At 71.6% G+C, this 15,144-nt stretch carries 14 protein-coding genes; all 14 read left to right on the forward strand.

Features of this window, described 5'->3' with window-relative positions; genetic code table 11:
- Positions 1-12 precede the first annotated feature (12 nt).
- Positions 13-978, forward strand: coding sequence for a Bug family tripartite tricarboxylate transporter substrate binding protein (locus BM109_RS26535; protein ID WP_093349444.1), 966 nt, complete (start codon positions 13-15; stop codon positions 976-978).
- A 42-nt stretch (positions 979-1,020) separates the two neighbouring features.
- Positions 1,021-1,905 carry a fumarylacetoacetate hydrolase family protein gene (locus BM109_RS26540; RefSeq protein ID WP_093349448.1) on the forward strand — a complete coding sequence of 295 codons (885 nt, stop codon included), beginning with the start codon at positions 1,021-1,023 and terminating at the stop codon, positions 1,903-1,905.
- Between the two features lie 8 nt (positions 1,906-1,913).
- Positions 1,914-2,897, forward strand: a complete 984-nt coding sequence (locus BM109_RS26545; protein ID WP_093349450.1) for a Bug family tripartite tricarboxylate transporter substrate binding protein — start codon at positions 1,914-1,916, stop codon at positions 2,895-2,897.
- 25 nt (positions 2,898-2,922) lie between these two features.
- Entirely contained in the window at positions 2,923-3,897 is a 975-nt protein-coding gene (locus tag BM109_RS26550) for a cupin domain-containing protein (RefSeq protein ID WP_093349453.1), read from the forward strand.
- A gap of 138 nt (positions 3,898-4,035) precedes the next feature.
- Positions 4,036-5,484 (forward strand): MmgE/PrpD family protein, encoded by a 1,449-nt coding sequence (locus BM109_RS26555; RefSeq protein ID WP_093349455.1) that lies wholly within the window; start codon positions 4,036-4,038, stop codon positions 5,482-5,484.
- A gap of 30 nt (positions 5,485-5,514) precedes the next feature.
- On the forward strand, positions 5,515-6,516 hold the full coding sequence (locus tag BM109_RS26560) for a Bug family tripartite tricarboxylate transporter substrate binding protein (RefSeq protein WP_093349458.1): 1,002 nt from the start codon (positions 5,515-5,517) through the stop codon (positions 6,514-6,516).
- A 43-nt stretch (positions 6,517-6,559) separates the two neighbouring features.
- Positions 6,560-7,366 (forward strand): SDR family NAD(P)-dependent oxidoreductase, encoded by an 807-nt coding sequence (locus tag BM109_RS26565; RefSeq protein ID WP_093349461.1) that lies wholly within the window; start codon positions 6,560-6,562, stop codon positions 7,364-7,366.
- A gap of 39 nt (positions 7,367-7,405) precedes the next feature.
- Complete coding sequence (locus BM109_RS26570; RefSeq protein ID WP_093349464.1) at positions 7,406-8,545, forward strand: ABC transporter substrate-binding protein; 1,140 nt, start codon at positions 7,406-7,408, stop codon at positions 8,543-8,545.
- 13 nt (positions 8,546-8,558) lie between these two features.
- Entirely contained in the window at positions 8,559-9,422 is an 864-nt protein-coding gene (locus tag BM109_RS26575; RefSeq protein WP_093349467.1) for a branched-chain amino acid ABC transporter permease, read from the forward strand.
- On the forward strand, positions 9,419-11,260 hold the full coding sequence (locus BM109_RS26580) for a branched-chain amino acid ABC transporter ATP-binding protein/permease (RefSeq protein WP_143129267.1): 1,842 nt from the start codon (positions 9,419-9,421) through the stop codon (positions 11,258-11,260). The genes BM109_RS26575 and BM109_RS26580 overlap by 4 nt, the downstream gene beginning before the upstream one ends.
- Positions 11,257-11,961, forward strand: coding sequence for an ABC transporter ATP-binding protein (locus tag BM109_RS26585; RefSeq protein WP_093349472.1), 705 nt, complete (start codon positions 11,257-11,259; stop codon positions 11,959-11,961). Before BM109_RS26580 ends, BM109_RS26585 begins: the two co-directional genes overlap by 4 nt.
- A gap of 48 nt (positions 11,962-12,009) precedes the next feature.
- Positions 12,010-12,804, forward strand: coding sequence for an SDR family oxidoreductase (locus BM109_RS26590; RefSeq protein WP_093349474.1), 795 nt, complete (start codon positions 12,010-12,012; stop codon positions 12,802-12,804).
- A gap of 31 nt (positions 12,805-12,835) precedes the next feature.
- A complete protein-coding gene (locus tag BM109_RS26595) occupies positions 12,836-13,930 on the forward strand; it encodes an amidohydrolase family protein (RefSeq protein WP_093349477.1) in 1,095 nt (364 codons plus the stop codon).
- Positions 13,927-15,144, forward strand: a complete 1,218-nt coding sequence (gene prpF / locus BM109_RS26600) for a 2-methylaconitate cis-trans isomerase PrpF (protein ID WP_093349480.1) — start codon at positions 13,927-13,929, stop codon at positions 15,142-15,144. The genes BM109_RS26595 and prpF overlap by 4 nt, the downstream gene beginning before the upstream one ends.

The following is a 15,144-nucleotide window of genomic DNA, read 5'->3' on the forward strand; positions in this document are numbered from 1 at the left end:
GAAGGAGACACGATGAGTACCGCTGGACGTCACCTGGTGGGATGGGCCCTGTCCCTCGCCGCTGGCATGGCATGCGCCGCCTACCCGGACAAGCCGATCACGCTCGTCGTGCCCTATTCCCCGGGCGGCATGGGCAGCACCTTCGGCAATCTGATGAGCGAGGCGCTGAGCCCGGCGCTGGGGCAGCGCGTGGTGGTCGACTACCGGCCCGGAGCCAACGGCGGGCTCGGCGCGGCCCTGGTCGCCAAGGCGCCGGCCGACGGCTACACGCTGCTGATGGCGGTCAACAGCACGATGGCGATCAACCCGGCCATCTACCCCAAGCTGCAGTACGACCCGATCAAGGACTTCTCGCCGGTGGCCATGGTCTACACCTCGGCCAACGTGCTGATGGTCAATGCCAAGAGCCCGTATCGCAGCGTGGCCGACCTGGTGAGCTATGCCAAGGCCAATCCGGGCAAGCTCAACTACGGCTCCTCGGGCAACGGCGCGACGCCGCACCTGTCGGGCGAGATGTTCCGGCGCATGGCCGGCATCTCGATCAATCACGTGCCCTACAAGGGCATCGGGCCGGCCATCGTCGACCTGATCGGCGGGCAGATCGAGCTGGTGTTCAGCGACACCTCCGCGATGACGCAGGTGACGGGCGGCAACCTGCGCGCGCTGGCCGTCACCGGCCCGAGCCGCCTGGGCATGGCGCCGAACCTCCCGACGATGCAGGAGCAGGGCTTCCCGGGCTTCTCGATCCGCTCCTGGTACAGCATCGCCGCGCCGGCGGGCACGCCCAAGGCCGTGGTGGAGCGGCTCAACGCCGAGATCGCCAAGGTGGTCCGCTCGCCCGAGATGCGCCAGCGCATGAAGGACATCGGCGTCGACCCGGCCGAGGACACCTCGGTGCACTACCTCGACGCCACCACCCGCGCCGACCTGGCGATGTGGAAGAAGTTCGTGACCGAGGCGGACATCAAGCTCGACTGAGCCGCCGCCACGTTCCCTCCGAGACCTGAAAGGAAAAGCCAAGTGAAGATTGCCGTGTTCGATGACGACCGCGTGGGCCTCGTCGAGGAAGACCTGCTCTATGACGTGACCGCGGCCGTGCCCGATGCCGGGCCCGAGTTCCCGCGCGTCTACATGTCGCGGCTGATCGCGCAATGGGACCGGCGCAAGGCCGACATCGAGAAGGCACGCCGCGAGGCGCGGGCGCGCCCCCTGTCCGAGGTGACGCTGCGCGCGCCCAACCCCTTCCCGCTGCACGTGGTGGCGGCGCCGGTCAACTACCGCAAGCACATCGGCGAGATCGGCGCGCGCTCGGTCAGCGGCGGCGCCTCGGCGGTCGAGCGCGGCTTCTTCCTGAAGGCTTCCTCGTCGGTGATCGGCGCCGGCGAGGCGATCCGCCTGCCGCGCGGCTCGACGCGCCGCTTCGACCACGAATCCGAACTCGCCGTGGTGATCGGCAGGCAGGCACGCAACGTGCCGCGCGAGCAGGCCCTCTCGCACGTGTTCGGCTACTGCTGCCTGATCGACGTGACCCTGCGCATCGAGCCCGGCCGGTTCGAGGAGGAGCGCGTCGCGCGCAAGTCCTTCGACACCTTCACGCCCGTGGGCCCGTACATCGTGACGGCCGACGAGATCGGCGATCCCGGCGACCTCGCGAACCGCCTGTGGGTCAACGACGAGCTGCGCCAGGACTCGCGCACCAGCGCGCTGATCCTCGACGTGCCCGGACTCATCGAGTGGGCCTCCTCGGTCATGACGCTGCAGCCCGGCGACATCATCGCCACCGGCACGCCCGAGGGCGTGGGCCAGTTCTCGCCCGGCGACCGTGTTCGCATGGAGATCGAGCGCGTGGGCTCGATGACGCTGCCGGTCGTCGAGGACGAGGACTTCGCGCCGCGGCGCTTCTGAAGACAAGGATGGCGATGCGAACCCTGCGTCTTCTGGCCTGCGCGCTCGCGCTGCTCGGTGGCGGCGCCACCGTCGTGCACGCGCAGCAGGACTATCCGTCCCGGCCGGTGCGCATCATCGTGCCGTTCCCGGCGGGCGGCGGCGTCGACGTGCTGATCCGGTCGGTCGCGGCCGAACTGTCGAGGCGCTGGGGCCAGGCCGTGGTCATCGACAACCGCGGCGGCGCCGGCTCGCTGATCGGCGCGGAGGCGGTGGCGCGTTCGGCGCCCGACGGCTACACGCTGATGGCGACCATCAACCAGACGCTGACCTCGAACCGCTTCCTCTACAAGTCGCTGCCCTACGACCCCGACAAGGGCTTCGCGCCGGTCGCGCTGATGACCACCAGCGACCAGTTCCTGATCGCCAACCCCTCGGTGCCGGCGAAGGACCTGCGCGAACTCGTCGCGGCGGTGCGCGCCCAACCCGGCACGCTGGCCTACGGCTCGTTCGGCAACGGCAGCCAGCCGCACCTGGTCTACGAACTGCTCAAGGCCAAGGCCTCGCTCGACATCACCCATGTGCCCTACAAGGGCGTGGCGCCGGTCATGACCGGGCTCGTCGGTGGCGAGATCCAACTGGCCACGGGCAGCGCGAGCGTCGCCGGCGAACTGCTCAAGGCCGGAAAGATCAAGCCGCTGGCGGTGGCCGGCGCCAGGCGCTCCACGCTCTTCCCCGATGTGCCGACCACGGCCGAGCAGGGCTATCCGCAGCTGCGCGCCGCCGTCTGGTATGCGCTGGTCGCGCCGGCCGGCACGCCCGAGGCGGTGATCGAGCGCATCGCCGCCGACGTCAAGGCGATCCTCGGCGAGCCGGAGTTCGCACGCAAGAACGCCACCGCGCGCGGCCTCGAGGTCAACGCCGGCGGGCCGGCCGAACTGCGCCAGGCCATCCGCGACGACGTTGCCGTCACGCGCGAGATGGTGCAGGCCGCGGGCGTGAAGCCCGAGTGAAGAAGACAACGCAAGGCCCATCGCCATGAACACCACCGCCACCGCCCGACCCGATTTCGACAGCGCGAGCGATCTCGCGCAGTTGCACCGCATGCTCGAGGACATCCAGGTGAAGAACGGCTGGAACAAGCCGACGCCCTCGCTCTATCCGCAGCCCAAGCAGCACTACATGCCCGCGCACTGGCAGTACGCCGACGCGCGCGCCGCGCTGCATGCGGCCGGCCGCCTCGTGGGCACCGAATGGGCCGAGCGGCGCAACCTGATCCTGGCCAACCCGATCCCCGGCAACGACTACCCGACCGTGACCACGCTGGTGGCGGCCTACCAGATGGTCAAGGGCGGCGAGGCCGCGCGCAGCCATCGCCACACGCCCAACGCCATGCGCGTTGTGGTCGAGGCCGCGCCCGGCACCTTCACCATCGTCGATGGAACCGACGTGCCGATGGAGCCCGGCGACGTGCTGCTCACGCCCAACTGGAGCTTCCACGGGCACGACAACCGCAGCGAGGTCGATGCCTACTGGATCGACATCCTCGACGCGCCGCTGGTGCAACTGCTCGGGCCGATGTTCTTCGAGCACCATCCCGACAAGGTCGAGAAGGCCGAGCGCGTCGATCCCGCGAGCCCGATGCGATTCGCGCTGCGCGACTACAAGCCGCGGCTGCTGGACGCGCCCGAGACCGCGCCGGGCGTGCGCACGCTCGAGCTCGGACCGCCGACGCTCGACACCTTCGACCGCGTGGCGGTGGCACTGTCGGCCGGCCGCGAGTGGCAGGTCGCGCAGAGCACCGCGAACCAGATCTTCATCGTGGTCGAGGGCGAGGGCAGCTCGCGCATCGGCGAGCATGGCTTCGAATGGCGGCGCGGCGACGTGATCGCGGCACCGGCCTGGCTCGCGCAGCGGCACCGCGCCACGCGCGACGCGATCCTGGTGCGCATGTCCGATGCCCCGGTGATGCGCGCCTTTCGCTGGCTGCGCTCGGGGACGCTCCCACCGTGAGCGATAGCCATGCACCGATGAACTGAGCCGGGCCGGCAGGTGCCGGCCGCCCACCTTCCGTTTCGCTCTCCATGCCAGGCCCCCGTGCCGGCAGGAGCTGGTTCGCCCCTTCCACCCACGCAGCCTCCATTCGCCACCATGGACACCACCACCCGCCGACTCGCGACCTTCGCCATCGAGACCCGCCACGAGGACATTCCCGAGGCGGTGCGCCGCAGCGCCAGGCTGCTGCTGCTGGACACGCTGGGCTGCGCCATCGGCGCGGTCGGCACCGATCCCGGCCTGGCGGTGCGGCGCATGGTGCAGCGCAACGGCATCGGCGGACCGGCCAGCGTGCTCGGCACGGGCCAGAAGACCTCGGTCGCCACCGCCGCCTGGGCCAACGGGCGGCTCGGGAACATCCTCGACATCGACGAGTGCTACAAGGTCCAGGGCCACCATGCGCAGGCCAGCCTCGGCACGGCGCTCGCGCTCTCGGAGGAGCAGGGCGGCAACGGCGCCGACCTGCTGGCCGCCTTCACGCTGGGCTTCGAGGTGGGCGTGCGGCTGGGCAACTTCCTGAGCCCGCGCGTGACCGTCGACGAGCAGGGCCGCACCAAGGGCTGGACCGGACTGGTCGGCCCGGGGCAGGGCGTGCATGCGGCGTGCACCGCGGCCTCGCGCCTGATCGGCGCCACGCCCGCGGAGCTCGCCGATGCCTTCGGCAACTGCGCCCAGTACATGGTGGGCCGCGACTGGTCGCGCCAGTGGGGGCGCGACACCGACCTGGGCACCTTCAAGTACGCCGACACCGGCTGGAACGCGCAGGGCGGGCTGATGGCCGCCTGGCATGCGCGCGAAGGCATACGCGGTATCCGCGACATCTTCGACACCGACAGCTACGCGCAGGTGTTCCAGGGCGTGATCCTCGATCCCGGCGCGATGCTCGCGAAGCTGGGCAGCGAGTGGTACCTGCCCGGCACCTCGATCAAGTTCTGGCCCTGCTGCCGCTGGATCCACTACGCGCTGACCGCCTTCGACCAGCTGCTGCGCCGCCATGCGCTGCGCGCCGAGGAGATCGAATCGATCGAGCTGCGCTCGTTCCCGATGATTCCGTACCCGCGCTTCGCCGACGACGGCGATCCGCCGAACCTCGTGGCCGCCACCTTCAGCTTCCCGCATGCGGCCGCGATGGTGGCGCTCGGCGTGCCGGCCGGCCCCGAGTGGTTCAGCGACGAGAACATGCGTGGCGAGGCCGCGCGCGCGATGCGCCGCAAGGTGCGCCTGGCCAACGAGCCCAAGGGCTACGACCCCGCGACCTGGGGCCTGGAACAGCAGGTGCTCAAGGTCCCGTCGCGCGCCGTGGTGCGCGCGCGCGGCCGCGAGTTCGAGCTGGAGAGCGACTTCGCGCTCGGCGACAGCTGGGAGGGCGCGCCGCGCTACGGCGAGCAGGACGTGGTCGACAAGTTCCGCCGCATGGCGCGCACGCTCGCGCCGATGTCCAGCCGCTGGGACGCGCGCATCGACGAGGCGGTCGACATGGTGATGGCGCTCGAGTCGGTGGGCGACGTGCGCGCACTGACCCGCGCGCTCGATCCGGCCTGCTGAGGCCTTCCCCATCCATCCCCAGGAGCCGACATGACCCCCATCGTCCGTCCCTTCCTTTCCCGCATCGCGTCCCGGGTGCTGTGTGCGGCCATGGCGCTGGGCGCCGTACTCGCGCCGCTCGCGCAGCCGGCGCGCGCGGCCGATGCCTTCCCGAGCAAGCCGATCCGCATCGTGGTGCCGTTCCCGCCGGGCGGCCTGACCGACGTGAGCGCGCGCCGCATCGGGCAGCTCGTGGCCGACGACCTGGGCCAGCCGGTGGTGGTGGAGAACCGGCCCGGCGCCAACGGCCTGATCGGCACCGCGCAGGTGCTGCGCGCGCCGGCCGACGGCTACACGCTGGTGGCCGTCACCACCAGCGTGGTGCTGATCAGCCCGCTGCTGACCAAGGCGCCCTTCGATCCGCTCAAGGACATCGCCTACGTGCTCAACTACGCCGGGCCCTCGCATGCGCTGGTGGTCAAGGCCGACTCGAAGTACCGCACGCTCGACGACCTGATCGAGGATGCGCGCGCGCGTCCCGGCGAACTGAGCTTCGGCACGGTCGGCACCTCCGACACCGCCTACTTCGGCGCCAAGGCCCTCGAGCGCGCCAAGGGCGTGCGCTTCAACCACATTCCCTACCAGGGCGCCAACCAGAGCCTGATGGCGGTGGTGTCGGGCGAGACCACCTTCGCGCCGACCTCCAACTACGCCGAGATGGTCAAGGCCGGCAAGCTGCGCGCGCTCGCGCTGCTCGACCGCCAGCGCATGCCCTCGATGCCGCAGGTGCCGACCTTCACCGAGCTCGGCGTGGACTGGCAGTTTCCCTGGATCACCGGCCTCGCGGTCTCCGCGCAGACGCCCGAGCCCATCCGCAAGACGCTGGAGACCGCCTTCCTCAAGGCCGCGCGCAGCCCGGCCTTCGGCAGCCTGCTCGAGCAGATGCAGGTTCCGCTCTACGTGCTCGACGGCGAGGCCATGAAGAAGGACCTGGCCGCCAAGATCCCGCAGTACCGCCGCATCGCCGACGAGTACGGCCTGGTCCAGCAGTGAGGCATCCGCCGCCTTGCCATCTCCATTCAACGAGGACCCCTTCATGAAACTCCAGGACCAGGTCGCCATCGTCACCGGCGCCGCGCGCGGCATCGGCCGCGGCTTCGCGCTGCGCCTCGCCCGGCTCGGCTGCCACGTGGTGGTGGCCGACGTCGACCTCGACGCGGCGCGCCGCTTCGACGAGCCGCTGAGCGCGGCCAGCGTGAGCGACGAGATCGTCGCGCTGGGCCGGCGCAGCATCGGCGTGCAGGGCGACCTGCGCCAGCGCGCGGCCGCCGACGCGCTGGTGGCGCGCGCCCTCGAGGCCTTCGGCCGCGTCGACATCCTCGTCAACAACGCGGGCGGCGCCTTCGCGCCGATCGAGTCGAGCCGCGCCTCGCAGATGAGCGACCGCGACATGGCCGACATGTTCGACGTCAACCTCATGACCACCGTGTACTGCAGCCAGGCCGTGCTGCCGCACATGCGCGCGCGGCGCAGCGGCAACATCATCAACGTGGGCTCGACGCTGGGGCTCGACGCCGCGCACCGCGCCGGCGCCTATGCGCACTACGGCATGGCCAAGACCGGCGTGGTGCAGTTCACCCGCTTCCTCGCGGCCGAGGTCGGCCCCGACGGCATCCGCGTCAACTGCATCGCGCCCGGCTCCACGGCCACCGCGCGCGTCGCGAGCCAGGCCCGGGCGCGCGGCATGGTGGGCGATGCCGACCTGCCGAAGATCCCGCTGCGCCGCCTCGCCACCGTCGAGGACATGGCGGGGCCGCTCGAGTTCCTCGCGACCGATCTTTCCTCCTACGTGACCGGCCAGTGCATCTCCGTCTGCGGCGGCAAGGTGCTCACGCCGTCGTGACCCCCATTGCCCTTTATTGACCGGAACCGGAGACAAGCCATGAACCATTCGAACCGACCCCTTCGCCGCCGCCTGCTCGCGGCCGTCTCGGCCACGCTGCTCGCCACCTGCGCCGCGCTGCCGCCCGCCGCCTTCGCGCAGGGCGAGCCCGTGAAGATCGGCGTGTTGATGCCCACCAAGAGCGTCATCGGCCAGCAGGGCCAGCAGGGCGCCGAGCTCGCGGCCGAGATGATCAACGACCAGGGCGGCATCCTCGGCGGGCGCAAGGTGCAGCTCATCGTCTACGACAGCAACTTCCAGCCCGTCGAGGGCGTGGCCGCGGCGCAGCGGCTCATCAACCAGGACCGCGTGAAGTTCATCGCCGGCGAGATCAGCAGCACGGTGGCGCTGGCGGTGCTGCAGATCGCGCGCGCCAACAACGTGCTGTTCATGGCGGCGGTGCCCAAGCACCCCGACCTCACGAAGTCGGGCTACGACAAGGTGTTCCGCCTCACGACCACGCTCGACGCCGATTCGGAGTACTTCGATCGCCAGCTGCTCGAGCGCGTGAAGCCGCAGAAGCTCGCGGTGGTGGCGGAGAACACGGACTACGGCCGCTACGTCATCGAGGGCTCGAAGAAGCGCTTCGGCGACAAGTTCGTGGCCGGCGAGACCTTCGAGCTCAGCCAGAGCGACTTCAGCACGCTGATGACCAAGGTCAAGGCCAGCGGCGCGGACACCGTGTGCATCGTCGCGGGCAAGCCCGAGCAGGCCGCCAACGCACTGCGCGCGATGGGTACCGTGGGCCTGCAGGCGCGCAAGTGCACGGCCACCGGCGTGCTCAACAACCAGATCCTGCGGCTGGCGGGCGACGCCGCCGAGGGCGCCTTCGGTTCCGACATCTACGTGTCGACGCGGCGCAATCCGCTCAACGACGAATTCGTCAAGCGCTTCCAGGCCAAGCACGGCCACGTGCCCGAGAAGGTCGAGGTGCTGGGCTTCGAATCGGTCTGGCTCACCGCCAAGGCGATGGCCGCGGCCGGCACCAGCACCGACACGGCCAAGGTGGCGGAGGCGCTGCACAAGAACGCCTGGGCCACGCCGCGCGGCGAGATCCGCTTCGATGCCGGCGGCCAGTCGCAGGCCCGCGACTACGTCGACTTCGTCGCCAAGGGCGGCAAGCTGACGGCGTCGCAGTGAGCGGACGGCACCGATGACGGAATTCGTCCTTCAGCTGCTGGCCAACGGCCTGTCGAACGGCGTGGGCTACGCCTTCGTCGCGCTCGGCCTGACGCTGGTCTTCGGCGTGCTGCACGTGATCAACTTCGCGCACGGCGAGGTGTTCATGGTCGGTGCGCTCGCGGCCCTGCTGGGCACGCGCTGGGGCCTGCCCTACCTGGCGACGCTGCCGCTGGCGGTGCTGGCGGGCGTGGCGCTGGGCGCGCTGCTCGACCGCGTCTGCGTGGCGCCGCTGCTGGCGCGCAGCCACGACAAGTCCGAGGTGCTGCTCGCGACCTTCGCGGCCTCGATCATCGTGTTCGAGGCGGTGTTCGTGAGCTTCGGCGCGCAGGCCGAGAACGTGCCGGGCATCCCGGGCGTGTGGACGGCCGGCGGCGTCGCCGTGCCGTGGCAGCGCGTGTTCGTGCTCGGCGCGGGCGTCGTGGTGCTGGTGGCGATGGAGTTCCTGCTGCGGCGCACGGCCTTCGGCGTGCAGTTGCGCGCCGTGGCCCAGAGCGCCTTCGCCGCGCGCGTGGTGGGCATCCGCGTGCAGCGGGTCAACAGCCTGACCTTCGTGCTGGCCAGTGCCATCGCGGGGCTCGGCGGCGCGCTGCTCGCACCCGTGATCCTCTATTCGCCGCAGATCGGCCATGCCGTGATCATCAAGGCCTTCGTGGTGGTGGTGATGGGCGGGCTGGGCAGCGTGCGGGGCGCCGTGGTGTTCGGCGTGCTGCTCGGTGTGGTCGAGGCGCTGGCGGGCGCGTTCATGTCCGAGGGCTTCGCCGCTGCGGCCATCTACGCGCTGATGCTGGTCACGCTGCTGTGGCGGCCGCACGGCCTGATGGGGCGCGCGGCATGAAGGCGCTCCTGACCCGGCTGCCGGTGCTGCTCGCCGGCGTGGCGCTCGCCAGCGCCGCCATCGCCGGCCTCGCGACCGCGCCCTACGTGGCCGACGTGCTGAGCTACGCGGTGGTGCTCGCGCTGTTCTCGCTCGCGGTGGGGCTGACCTTCGGGCAGCTCGGCTACGTGAGCTTCGGCCACGCGGCCTTCCTCGGCGTGGGAGCCTACGCGGTCGGCCTGCTGGTCACGCGCGGCGGGCTCGACTACTGGAGCGCGGTGCCGCTGGCGCTGCTGCCCGGCGCGGCGCTCGGCGCGCTGGTCGGGCTGGCCTCGGTGCGCCTGGGCGGCGCCTACTTCGCGATCGCCACCCTCACGCTGGCCGAGATGCTGCGGCTGGTGGCCACCAACTGGATGGACGTGACGCGCGGGCCGCTGGGCATCATGGTCATGGTCCAGCCCATGGCCTGGACCGAGCGTCTGGGCTGGAGCGGCCAGCAGGGCTACCTGTTCGTGCTGCTCGCGACGCTGGGCCTGGCGCTGCTGCTGCTGGCCCGGCTGCGCGCGGGGCCGCTCGGGCGCGCCTGGACCTTCGTGCGCGAGGCGCCCGCGCTGGCCGAATCGGTCGGCATCCCGACGCTGCGCGCGCGCGTCATCAACATCGCGCTGTCGGGCGCGCTGGCCTCGCTGGCCGGCGGCCTGCTGGTGCCCAAGGCGCTGGTGCTCTCGCCCGACCTGTTCGGCGTGCAGCATTCGGCGGCGGGCCTGCTGGCGGTGATCCTCGGCGGCAAGGCCACGCTGATCGGGCCCGTGATCGGCGGCATCGCCTTCGGCGTGCTGCCCGAGATGCTGCGCGCCATCGACGAGTACCGGCTCGGCCTGTTCGCGCTGATGCTGCTGGTGGTGGTGCGGCTGCTGCCCGAGGGCTTCGTGTCGCTGCTGCCGCGCTGGCGCAGGCCGGCGACTTCCGGCGGCGCGGCCACGGTCTCCGCGGCGTTGCCCGCCGTGGCGGTGGTGGAGGCGAGCGAGGCGCGCCCCTTGCCCGCCGCGGCCGGCGCGCCCATCGTCACCGTCCGCGGCGTCGGCCGGCGCTTCGGTGGCCTGGTCGCCGTCGACGGCGTCGACATGCAGATCGCCAGCGGCGAGCTGCTCGGCATCATCGGACCCAACGGCGCGGGCAAGACCACGCTGCTGTCGATGCTCGGCGGCTTCATGGCGACCAGCACGGGCGAGATCCGGCTGGCCGGCGAGGCCATCGATGCCGGCGCGCCGAACCGGATCGCGCGGCGCGGGCTGGTGCGCACCTTCCAGCAGACCGCGCACTGCGCGTCGCTGAGCGCGTTCGACAACGTGCTGTTCGCCAGTTACCTGCTGCACCGCGAGCCGCCCTGGGCAGGCCTGGTGCGCACGCCGGCCTTTGAGGCGCGCGAGCGCGAGCGGCGCGAGAACGCGGCGCGCTGCCTCGCGGCGGTAGGCCTGGCCGAGCGCGCCGATGCCGCGGCCGGGACCTTGCCTTACGGCGAGCAGAAGCTGCTCGGCGTGGCGGTGGCGCTGGCCACGCGGCCACGCGTGCTGCTGCTGGACGAGCCCGCCGCCGGGCTCAACCACACCGAGGGCATGCGGCTGGCGGCCGTGCTGCAGCGGGTGCGCGCGGACGGCTGCACGATCGCGATCATCGACCACAACCTGCCGCTGCTGATGTCGATCTGCGACCGCATGGTGGTGCTGCAGCAGGGCCGCAAGATCGCCGAGGGCACGCCGGCCGCCATCGCCGTGCATCCCGAAGTGCTGCGCGCCTACCTGGGCACGCCCGCCGAGACGACGGCCGCGCAGGCCGCGCTCGAGGAGGTGCCGGCATGAGCTTCTCCATCGAGGGATTGCAGGTGCGCTATGGCGCCGTCACGGCGGTGCACGACGTGTCGCTGCGCATCGCGCCGGGCGAAGTGGTGGCGCTGATCGGCGCCAACGGCGCGGGCAAGTCGTCCATCCTCAAGGCCGTGATGGCGCTCACGCCGCACACGGCGCGCAAGGTGGCCATCGACGGGCGGGCGCTGGAGCGCGCCGACACGCGCGAGCGGCTGCTCGCGGGCATCTCGCTGTCGCCCGAGGGGCGCCACGTGTTCCCGCAGCTCACGGTGCGCGAGAACATCGACCTCGGCTACCTGGGCAAGGACGGCGGCGAGCGCGCATCGCGCCGCGAAGCCATGTACCAGCGCTTCCCGCGGCTGCGCGAGCGCGAGGCCCAGGCGGCCGGCAGCCTCTCGGGCGGCGAGCAGCAGATGCTGGCGATCGCGCGCGCCGTGATGGCCGGCCCGCGCCTGCTGATGCTCGACGAGCCCACGCTCGGGCTCGCGCCGATCGTGGTGCGCGAGTTGGCTGCCGCGATCCGGCATTTCGCGCACGGCGGCATCGCCGTGCTGCTGGCCGAGCAGAACGCCGAGATGGCGCTGTCGACGGCCGACCGCGGCTATGTGCTGCAGGGCGGGCGCGTCGTCACCGAGGCCCCGGCCCAGGCGCTGCGCGCGAGCGAGGAGGTGCGCGCCGCCTTCATGGGCATGTAGCCCGCGGCGCGCACGAACCCATTCCATTCTTCGAGGACACCAGATTCCATGACCCCACAGACATCCATCGATCCCTCCGCGCCCGGCGCCGCGCTCGTGCGCGTGGCCGCCGTCACCGGCGCGGGCGGTGGCCTCGGCCTCGGCGTGGCCGTGGCGCTGGCGCAAGCCGGCCTGCACGTGATCGCCATCGACCGCTCGCCCAAGGTCGCGGAGGCGGTCGCCGCCCATGCCGCGCGGGGCCTGCGCATCGAGGCTGCGGTGCTCGACGTCACCGACGAAGATGGCGTGCGCGCGCTCGTGGCCTCGGCGCTCGAGCGCTTCGGACGCTTCGACGTGCTGGTCAACAACGCCGGCATCCATCCGAAGACCGACGGCGAGCGCACCGGCGTCACGGCCATGAGCACCGCGCAGTGGAAGGAGGTGCTCGACGTCAACCTCACGAGCGCCTTCGTGTTCAGCCGCGAAGCCATTCCCGCGATGCGGCGCAACGGCTGGGGCCGCATCGTCAACATGTCCTCGCGCGCGGGCCGCACGCTGGTCGGCACGGCCGGCGTGCACTACGCGGCCTCCAAGGCCGGAATGATCGGCATGAGCCGCGTGCTGGCCGCCGAGGTGGCGGCCGACGGCATCACGGTCAACTGCATCGCGCCCGGGCGCATCGAGTCGCCGATGACGCAGCAGGGCGACGAGGCGCAGCGCGCGCGGCTGGTCGGTGCGATTCCCGTCGGCCGCATCGGCACGCCCGAGGAGATCGGCCACGTCGCCGCCTTCCTGGCCTCGGAGCACTCGGGCTACCTGACGGGCGCCGTGATCGACGTCAACGGCGGCACCTTCATGGCCTGAGGCCGCGTCGCCCCAAAAAAAGGAAAACGCCATGTCGACCGCTCATCACGCCAAACCCCTGCGCGGCGCCGCGCCGCACCATTTCGTCGACGAGGAATGGCTGGCCCTGCGCAGCGAGCCCGTGCTCGAACCCGAGCTGCCGATCTTCGATCCGCACCACCACCTGTGGGACCGGCGCCCGCACAGCCTGTACCTGCTGCCCGAGATCCTGGCCGACATCCAGGCAAGCGGCCACCACGTGCGCGGCACCGGCTTCGTCGAATGCACCTCGATGTACCGCGCCGACGGCGACCCGCGCCTGGCCTGCCTGGGCCAGGTGGAGTTCACCAACGGCATCGGCGCGATGAGCGCGAGCGGTGTCTACGGACCGGTGCGCGTGTGCGCGGCCATCGTGGGCAAGGTCGACCTGAGCGAGGGCGCCTCCGCGCGCGAGCTGCTCGAGGCCTGCGTCGCGCGCGCGCCCGATCGCTTTCGCGGCATCCGCCACATGGCGGCCTGGGACGCGAGCCCCGAGGTCAGCACCCTGGTGCGGTCGCCGCCGCGAGGGCTGCTGATGGACAAGGGCTTTCGCGCCGGCTTCGCGCAGCTCGCGCCGCTCGACCTGGTGTTCGACGCCTGGGTCTACCACCCGCAGCTGGCCGAACTTATCGACCTGGTCGACGCGCATCCCGAGGTCCGCGTGGTGCTCAACCACATGGGTGGACGCGCGGGCCTCGGCCCCTATGCGGCCGATCCCGCGGCCACCTTCGCGCAATGGGCGGCCGGCATCCGCGAGCTCGCGAAGCGGCCCCAGGTCTCGATCAAGATCGGCGGCATCGGCATGCGGCTGGGCGGCTTCGGCTTCCACGACCGCGACCTGCCGCCCACGTCGGCGGAGCTGGCCGAGGCCTGGCGGCCGTCCTTCGAGGTCTGCCTCGAGGCCTTCGGCCCGGCACGCGCGATGTGCGAGAGCAACTTCCCGGTCGACAAGTCCCTGTGCAGCTACCGCACGATGTGGAACACCTTCAAGCGGCTGGCCGCGCCGCTGTCGAGCGACGAGCGCGCGGCGTTGCTGGCGGGCACGGCGGTGCGCACCTACCGGCTGCCGGCCGCGCTGGCGCAGCGCGCACCGGAACACACCGCATGACGGGGCAGCGCGAGATCGCCGCGACCTGGATGCGCGGCGGCACCAGCAAGGGCGTGTTCTTCGACACGCGCGCGCTGCCGCAAGGCATGGCCAGCGATGCCGCGCTGCGCGACCGGGTGCTGCTGCGCGCGGTCGGCAGCCCCGACCGCTACGGCAAGCAGATCGACGGCCTGGGCGGCGCGACCTCGAGCACCAGCAAGGTGGTGCTGGTGGGCCCCGCGAGCCGGCCGGACTGCGATGTCGACTACCTGTTCGGCGCCGTCGCCATCGAGGCGCCGGTGATCGACTGGAGCGGCAATTGCGGCAACCTGAGCGCCGCGGTCGGTCCTTTCGCGATCGCGTGCGGCCTCGTCGATGCGCCGCGCGATGGCATGGCCACGGTGAGGATCTGGCAGGCCAACATCGGCAAGCGCATCGTCGCGCAGGTACCGATGCGCGACGGCCAGGTGGTCGAGGAGGGCGATTTCGAGCTCGATGGCCTGAGCTTTCCGGGCGCGGCGATACGGCTGGACTTCCTCGACCCGGCGGGGGAAGAGGAGGGCGATGGCGGCGTTCTATTCCCCACCGGCCGGGCGATCGACATCCTCGAAGTGCCCGGCGCCGCGACCGTCGAGGCCAGCCTCGTCGACGCGGGCAACCCGACAGTGTTCGTCGCGGCCGCGGATCTCGGGCTCACTGGCACCGAATCGCAGGGCGAGATCAATGTGAACACCGAACTGCTTGCCCGGCTCGAGCAGCTGCGCGCGCACGCGGCGGTGCGAATGGGGCTGGCACGCACGGCCCAGGAGGCCACCGAATCGCGCCCCGCGACGCCCAAGCTCGCCTGGGTCGCGCCGCCGGTGGACCACGGCGTGGCCGGCGGACGCCGCGTGGCGGCGCATGAGATCGATCTCGTGGCGCGCATCCTGTCGATGGGCAAGCTGCACCACGCGATGACCGGCACCGGCGCGGTGGCGATCGCCGCGGCCGCCGCGGTGCCGGGCACCGTCGTCTCGCGCATCGCGCCGGCGAAGGCCGATAGCAGCGTGCGCTTCGGCCACGCCTCGGGCGCGATCGAGGTCGGCGCGCAGGCCGAACAGGCACCCGAGGGGCACTGGCGGATCCGGTGCGTATCGCTGTCGCGCAGCGCGCGCCGTCTGATGGTCGGCGCCGTCTGCGTGCCGGCGGCCTGCTTCGAGGCGGCCCCCGCGAATTCAACGAACAAGGAGCAATGA

The sequence above is a fragment of the Variovorax sp. PDC80 genome (assembly GCF_900115375.1).
In the GTDB taxonomy this organism is placed as follows: Bacteria; Pseudomonadota; Gammaproteobacteria; order Burkholderiales; family Burkholderiaceae_C; genus Variovorax.

Bases quoted from the DNA above. Each gene is read 5' to 3' on its own strand.
- BM109_RS26575 (WP_093349467.1), top strand. From the start codon at position 8,559: ATGACGGAATTCGTCCTTCAGCTGCTGGCCAACGGCCTGTCGAACGGC.
- BM109_RS26560 (WP_093349458.1), top strand. From the start codon at position 5,515: ATGACCCCCATCGTCCGTCCCTTCCTTTCCCGCATCGCGTCCCGGGTG.
- BM109_RS26535 (WP_093349444.1), top strand. From the start codon at position 13: ATGAGTACCGCTGGACGTCACCTGGTGGGATGGGCCCTGTCCCTCGCC.
- BM109_RS26545 (WP_093349450.1), top strand. From the start codon at position 1,914: ATGGCGATGCGAACCCTGCGTCTTCTGGCCTGCGCGCTCGCGCTGCTC.
- BM109_RS26550 (WP_093349453.1), top strand. From the start codon at position 2,923: ATGAACACCACCGCCACCGCCCGACCCGATTTCGACAGCGCGAGCGAT.
- prpF (WP_093349480.1), top strand. From the start codon at position 13,927: ATGACGGGGCAGCGCGAGATCGCCGCGACCTGGATGCGCGGCGGCACC.
- BM109_RS26595 (WP_093349477.1), top strand. From the start codon at position 12,836: ATGTCGACCGCTCATCACGCCAAACCCCTGCGCGGCGCCGCGCCGCAC.
- BM109_RS26565 (WP_093349461.1), top strand. From the start codon at position 6,560: ATGAAACTCCAGGACCAGGTCGCCATCGTCACCGGCGCCGCGCGCGGC.
- BM109_RS26555 (WP_093349455.1), top strand. From the start codon at position 4,036: ATGGACACCACCACCCGCCGACTCGCGACCTTCGCCATCGAGACCCGC.
- BM109_RS26590 (WP_093349474.1), top strand. From the start codon at position 12,010: ATGACCCCACAGACATCCATCGATCCCTCCGCGCCCGGCGCCGCGCTC.
- BM109_RS26570 (WP_093349464.1), top strand. From the start codon at position 7,406: ATGAACCATTCGAACCGACCCCTTCGCCGCCGCCTGCTCGCGGCCGTC.
- BM109_RS26580 (WP_143129267.1), top strand. From the start codon at position 9,419: ATGAAGGCGCTCCTGACCCGGCTGCCGGTGCTGCTCGCCGGCGTGGCG.
- BM109_RS26585 (WP_093349472.1), top strand. From the start codon at position 11,257: ATGAGCTTCTCCATCGAGGGATTGCAGGTGCGCTATGGCGCCGTCACG.